Origin of the sequence: Synechococcus sp. WC101, assembly GCF_047461555.1 — a bacterium.
GTDB lineage: Bacteria > Cyanobacteriota > Cyanobacteriia > Thermostichales > Thermostichaceae > Thermostichus.
In genome coordinates this window covers 1-5135 of record NZ_JANSHG010000166.1, presented here as the reverse complement: position 1 = coordinate 5135, position 5135 = coordinate 1, and the positions used below count along the sequence as shown (strand labels likewise).

The 5135-nt window shown below is 62.2% G+C and carries 7 protein-coding genes; 6 read left to right on the top strand and 1 reads right to left on the bottom strand.

Going from position 1 to position 5135, the window contains the following annotated elements; translation table 11 throughout:
• Nucleotides 1–176 precede the first annotated feature (176 nt).
• The 5 genes from panB to NW809_RS10605 all read left to right on the top strand — a co-directional run bounded on the left by panB (nt 177) and on the right by NW809_RS10605 (nt 3461).
• The gene (gene panB / locus NW809_RS10625; RefSeq protein ID WP_414402092.1) at nt 177–962 is read left to right on the top strand and encodes a 3-methyl-2-oxobutanoate hydroxymethyltransferase; all 786 of its coding nucleotides are present in this window, start codon (nt 177–179) and stop codon (nt 960–962) included.
• Between the two features lie 137 nt (nt 963–1099).
• Nucleotides 1100–1231: a hypothetical protein gene (locus NW809_RS10620; protein WP_414402091.1), complete on the top strand. Its 132-nt coding sequence runs from the start codon at nt 1100–1102 to the stop codon at nt 1229–1231.
• Nucleotides 1232–1797: 566 nt separating this feature from the next.
• Complete coding sequence (gene secG / locus NW809_RS10615; RefSeq protein WP_011431281.1) at nt 1798–2037, top strand: preprotein translocase subunit SecG; 240 nt, start codon at nt 1798–1800, stop codon at nt 2035–2037.
• 14 nt (nt 2038–2051) lie between these two features.
• Complete coding sequence (locus NW809_RS10610; RefSeq protein ID WP_414346160.1) at nt 2052–2714, top strand: YqiA/YcfP family alpha/beta fold hydrolase; 663 nt, start codon at nt 2052–2054, stop codon at nt 2712–2714.
• 45 nt (nt 2715–2759) lie between these two features.
• The gene (locus tag NW809_RS10605) at nt 2760–3461 is read left to right on the top strand and encodes an HAD family hydrolase (RefSeq protein WP_414402090.1); all 702 of its coding nucleotides are present in this window, start codon (nt 2760–2762) and stop codon (nt 3459–3461) included.
• On the opposite strand, the gene fabG is transcribed toward NW809_RS10605, so the two are convergent.
• Nucleotides 3458–4201: a 3-oxoacyl-[acyl-carrier-protein] reductase gene (fabG, locus tag NW809_RS10600; protein ID WP_228375524.1), complete on the bottom strand. Its 744-nt coding sequence runs from the start codon at nt 4199–4201 to the stop codon at nt 3458–3460. The genes NW809_RS10605 and fabG overlap by 4 nt on opposite strands.
• A gap of 431 nt (nt 4202–4632) precedes the next feature.
• Between fabG and NW809_RS10595 the strand changes: the two genes are divergently transcribed.
• Nucleotides 4633–5121 (top strand): DUF3531 family protein, encoded by a 489-nt coding sequence (locus NW809_RS10595; protein WP_011431276.1) that lies wholly within the window; start codon nt 4633–4635, stop codon nt 5119–5121.
• Nucleotides 5122–5135: the final 14 nt, after the last annotated feature.

Sequence of the window (5135 nt, the reverse complement as noted above, 5' to 3'; positions counted from 1 at the left end):
TCACCCTTCCAGTCTGCATAGGGCTTTACCATCTTAGCGGCAAACGGGCTATCCTGCCCGGATCCCCTCTCGTGGAATGGGGCAGATGCAAGCTGGCCAAGCACCCCAGGGCCAAAGCCCTTGGGGGGTACGGCCCGACCAGCCGGAAATGGCGGGGCAAATGAGATCATAGAGGTATGGCTGCCCTTTCCATTCACCACTTTCGCCAGGCCAAACAGGCGGGTCAACCGTTGGTGGCCCTCACGGCTGCTGACTACGCCACAGCGCAGATCTTGGATCGGGCCGGGATCGACTTGATCTTAGTAGGCGACAGCCTGGCCATGACCAGCTTGGGGCACAGCAGCACCTTGCCCCTGACTCTGGAACAGATGATCCACCACGCCCAGGCAGTGCGCCGCGGCGTAGAACGAGCCTTTTTGGTGGCCGACTTGCCTTTCTTGAGCTACCAAGTTTGCAAAGAGCAGGCCCTCCTCTCGGCAGGACGTCTGATGAAGGAGGCAGGGGTGAATGGGGTGAAGCTGGAGGGGGGCTACCCAGACATGGTGGAAACAGTGGCCTTTCTGGTCCAGCGAGGGATCCCGGTCTTGGGCCACATCGGCCTCACCCCACAGGCCAAACATCAACTGGGGGGGTATCGCCAGCAGGGGAAAACCCCCGCGGAGGCGGAGCGGCTGCGCCAGGAAGCCCTGAGCCTAGAGCGAGCAGGAGCCTTTGCCCTGGTTTTGGAACACATGCCGGCGGAATTGGCTGCCCAGATCACCCAGCAAGTCGGGATCCCGACTCTGGGGATTGGGGCTGGCCCGGCCTGCGACGGCCAAATTCTCGTCACCCACGACCTGCTCGGCCTCAGCGAGCGGATCCCGCCCTTCGCCAAAGCCTACGCCAACCTGCGAGAGGTGATCCGAGAAGCGGTGGAAGCCTTTGTCGGCGATGTTCATCAGAGACTGTTTCCCCCCACTTAGGGGATCCCCTGGGAAACTCGCAAGTATCACCTTCTGGCAGCTCAGTTGTTGGTTACTGCGCTCCCCTGGCGAGGATCTCCAGAAATTGGAAGCCAGTCGGGGCAGCCGATTGCCGCCTCTGTCAGAGCTTGCTGAGGATGGACAGCGCACTTGAGGTGGGGATCGCCGCTGTAAAACCTGCATTTGTGGCAGGGGATGCGGTGCATCTGTTGAGCTTGATGCAAGAAGTCCGCGACTGCTCTGGCCACCGTCCACAACGGCAAGAGTAGCAATAGCCACGCGATGGCCCCGCTCAGAGGAGGCGGAAGAGAGCTCATACAGGACACCAGCAATACAGAAGGATAGCTTGCTAGCCCCGTACTTTAGTGCGGAGCGGAAAAGCCCGTAAGCAGCTTTAGTTGCTTGCCAATAGTGTAGACGAGGCGTACCGTTCCCAGGCGAGCCTCTAATCACGGTGAAAAACCCGACCGGTGGCAAGCGTCTGCGAGATGCCAACCTCTCGGCCAACCTGCAAGGACTCCGTCCCGCTGACGCGATCAGACAAGTAAGCAGAACCTTGGGGCTTTGACTGAAAGAACTGTCTAGAGGCGGTTTGGCAACGCCTTTACAAGTTCGTTTTTGAACTGCGTAAGAATCCCCCCCCTTAGTCGGGGAAGTGTCAAGACGGGGTCAGGCTCGGCTGTATAACGTCCCCCAGAGAGGGAAAAGTTGGCAGTGAGAGATCCCACGCTGAAACTCCAATCTAATGGATTTTGGAAGGGGAGCGCAGGGTGTGCCAGGGTGGAGATACAGGCGATAATAGCTTCAGCAACGTGCCCTAGTGGGATCCTCTGCGATGGAAGCCTTCTTCGAGTTCCTTTGGTCTGCCTCGGCCGTTTTGCTGGTGATACTGGTGTTGTTGCATAGCCCCAAAGGGGATGGGCTGGCGGGCATCGGCGGCCAGGCCCAATTGTTCTCCAGCTCCAAAAGTGCCGAGCAGAACCTCAACCGCATCACCTGGACGGTGGCCACCCTCTTCCTCTCCATCAGCGTGGTGTTGGGGGCAGGCTGGCTCTCGGCAGCCACAGGCCCCTAGGGATCCCTGTCATCGTGGCGGTCATCTACTTGCACGGATTCGGCTCTGGGCCTCAATCGGCTAAGGCTACTTTTTTCCGGCAGCGGCTGCAGCAGCTTGGGATCCCTCTGCAGGTGCCCGATCTCAACCAGGGCAACTTTGCCCAGCTTACCTTGACCCGCCAGATCCGGCAGGTTTCTGAGCAGTTGGCGCAAATGGGCCATCCTCCCGTTACCCTTATTGGTTCGAGCTTGGGGGGACTGGTGGCCGCCTGGGTGGCCGAGCAGCAACCCTGCGTGCAGCGTCTGGTGCTCTTGGCACCGGCCTTTGGCTTTCTGGGCCATTGGCTGCCGCGGCTGGGGACGGAAGCGGTGGAAAGCTGGCAACGCACCGGCCAAATGCCAGTATTTCACTACGGAGAAGGCCGTCCGCTGCCGTTGGAGTACGGTTTTGTCACCGATGCCCAACGCTACCCGGATGGGGCGTTGCGCCGGCCTGTGCCCACCCTGATTGTGCATGGGATCCGGGACGAGATCATTCCCATCCAGTCCAGCCGTGACTACGTGGCCCGTCGCCCCTGGGCGCAACTGGTATCTGTAGAGAGCGACCACGCCCTCACCGACGTGTTGGATCCCATCTGGCAGGTTGCCAGCCGCTTTTGTGGCTGGGGGATGGCGACAGAGCAGCCTTGCTGGTGAAGGGATCCCTGTCCCGCGCTTGCCCAACGGTCTATGCCGCCCAAAATGCTCCGCGCCGCTGACGCGACTGCCGGCCTGCTTTTGGATATGGACGGGGTGATCGTGGATTCGGAGCCGATCCACGCCCGCGCCGGGACTATCGCCCTGCAGCGCTGTCAGATCTCTCTGGATCTGGCCCCCATCTCCCTGCAGTTTAAGGGGCGCACCGACCGGGACATGTTCGAGTATCTTGTGGAACACCTGACGGACACCCCGCCTGCGGAACGATCCCTGCTGGTGCAGCGTTTGATCGAGGAAAAGGCCAAGGCTTTTGGCGAGCTGCTGGGGGAGGTGCCGCTGGTGCCGGGGGTGCTGGAGTTTTTGGCGGCCAGCCGCCGCCGCTTCTCAGCCCTGGCCCTCACCACCTCAGCCACCCGTCGGGATCAAGAGCAGATCTTTCAGCGCTTTAACCTGGGCCGCTGGTTCGACGCCGTGGTTACTGCCGAAGATATCCGGCGGGCCAAGCCCGACCCCGAGCCCTACTTGAAAACGGCTGCCAAGGTGGGCTTGGATCCCAGTCTGTGTTTGGTGGTCGAAGACTCCACCCACGGGATCCGCGCCGCCAAGAGGGCCGGCTGTTGGGCGGTTGGCCTGACCACTGCTTTCACCGCCGAGGAACTGCGCCGGGCGGGGGCCGATGCCGTGGTGGACAGCTTTGCCGAGCTGGCAGCACTTCTAGACCTGGGGGGTAAGGGGAAACAGCTCTAGCTCATCACCATGCCGCCGTCGATGGCGAAGACCTGCCCGGTGATGTAGGCTGCCGCCGGGTCGGCCGCCAAAAAGCGCACCAGCCCCGCCACCTCTGCCGGGGATCCCAGTCGCCCCAGGGGGATCTGGGCCAGGATGGGGCCGGGATCCAGCTTCTCGGTCATCTGGGTGGTGATAAAGCCGGGGGCGACGGCGTTGACGGTGATGTTGCGGCTGGCCAGCTCGCGGGCTGCTGTCTTGGTCAGGCCCACCACCCCTGCTTTGGCGGCGCTGTAGTTGGCCTGGCCGGGATTGCCCACCAGGCCCACCACCGAGGTGATGTTGATGATGCGTCCCTGCCGCTGCTTGACCATGATCTTGGCGGCCGCCTTCAGACACAGAAAGACGCCGGTGAGATTGAGATCCAGCACCGCCTGCCAGTCTTCCGGCTTCATGCGCAGCAGCAAGGTGTCGCGGGCCATGCCGGCATTGTTCACCAGCACGTCCACCCGGCCCCAGCGCCCCATCACCTGCTCGAAGAGTTGTTCCACCGCCTGCGGCTGGGAGACATCGGCGGCCACAGCCATCCCTTCGCCCCCCAGGGCGGCGATCTCCTGCAGCAGCGACTCGGCCTCGGCGGCGGAGCGAGCGTAGTTGACGACCACCTTGGCGCCAATCGCCCCCAAGTGAAGGGCAATGGCCCGGCCAATGCCCCGGCTGGCTCCGGTGACCACCGCCACCTGGTTATGGAGCGAGGGCAAGGGGAGAAGTTCAGACATAGGCAGCAGCTTCCCGCTTATTTCTACCGCCGCAACAGTATAGGATGCTTTGGCCTTGTCTGGGGCGGGGAGACTCCCCCCTATGGCCGTTCCAACAGCGATGAGACCGCCTGTCGCCTCGATCCCAAACTCCCCTCTCCTCTTGGGAGAGGGGCTGGGGGTGAGGGCTAGCTCCTCTTGGGAGAGGGGCCGCGGCTGGTCGCATCAGCAGCGCGGAGCGTTTGAGCAACTGGCTGGGGAGACCCCCTCGCGTCAGCGGGCCGCAGGCCCCAACGGTAGGTGCTGTCGCTGCTCGCGCAAGCGGAACGGTGTTCCCTAAGCGCTGACGCCAGGAGGATCCTTGCCCTCTGGGGAGAAACCAGTAAGCTGGGCCAGATTAAGATCGATGGCTAGGCCTAGCCGAGGAACCGTCCATGCAAGTGGAGTTTCGCGAGTGCGATCCGGGAAATCTCTGGATCTGGTTTGAGTTTGCGGAGCCGCCGGTTCCAGCGGAGCTGGAGTACCTCAAGGAGGTGCTGGAATCCTGGTATGTGCTGGGCAAGCTGGGGGGATTCAACGCCGAGCGCCTGGTGGCCCAAGAGGCGGAGGTGGATCTGAGCTATTTGGAGTACCCCAGCGACTCAGCTCCCTTGACCTCCCTGATGCACAACATGGGATCCTTGGAAGAAAAGGGCAACTGGGCCCGCTGCTGGTTTGACCTGGGCACGGCCGATGCCTTGGCGCTGGATGTGCTGATCAACGCCCTGCGCACCCTCAGCCTCGAGTACATTAACCTCAGCCGCGTCATCATCGGCGGGCAGAACGAGGACTGGCCAACACCGGATCCCGAGGAGACCGATGTCTATGATGATCTCAACGGCTACCTGCGGGATCATTGGGGGGAAGAGGGAGAGCTGGAATAGCTCCTACTCCAGGT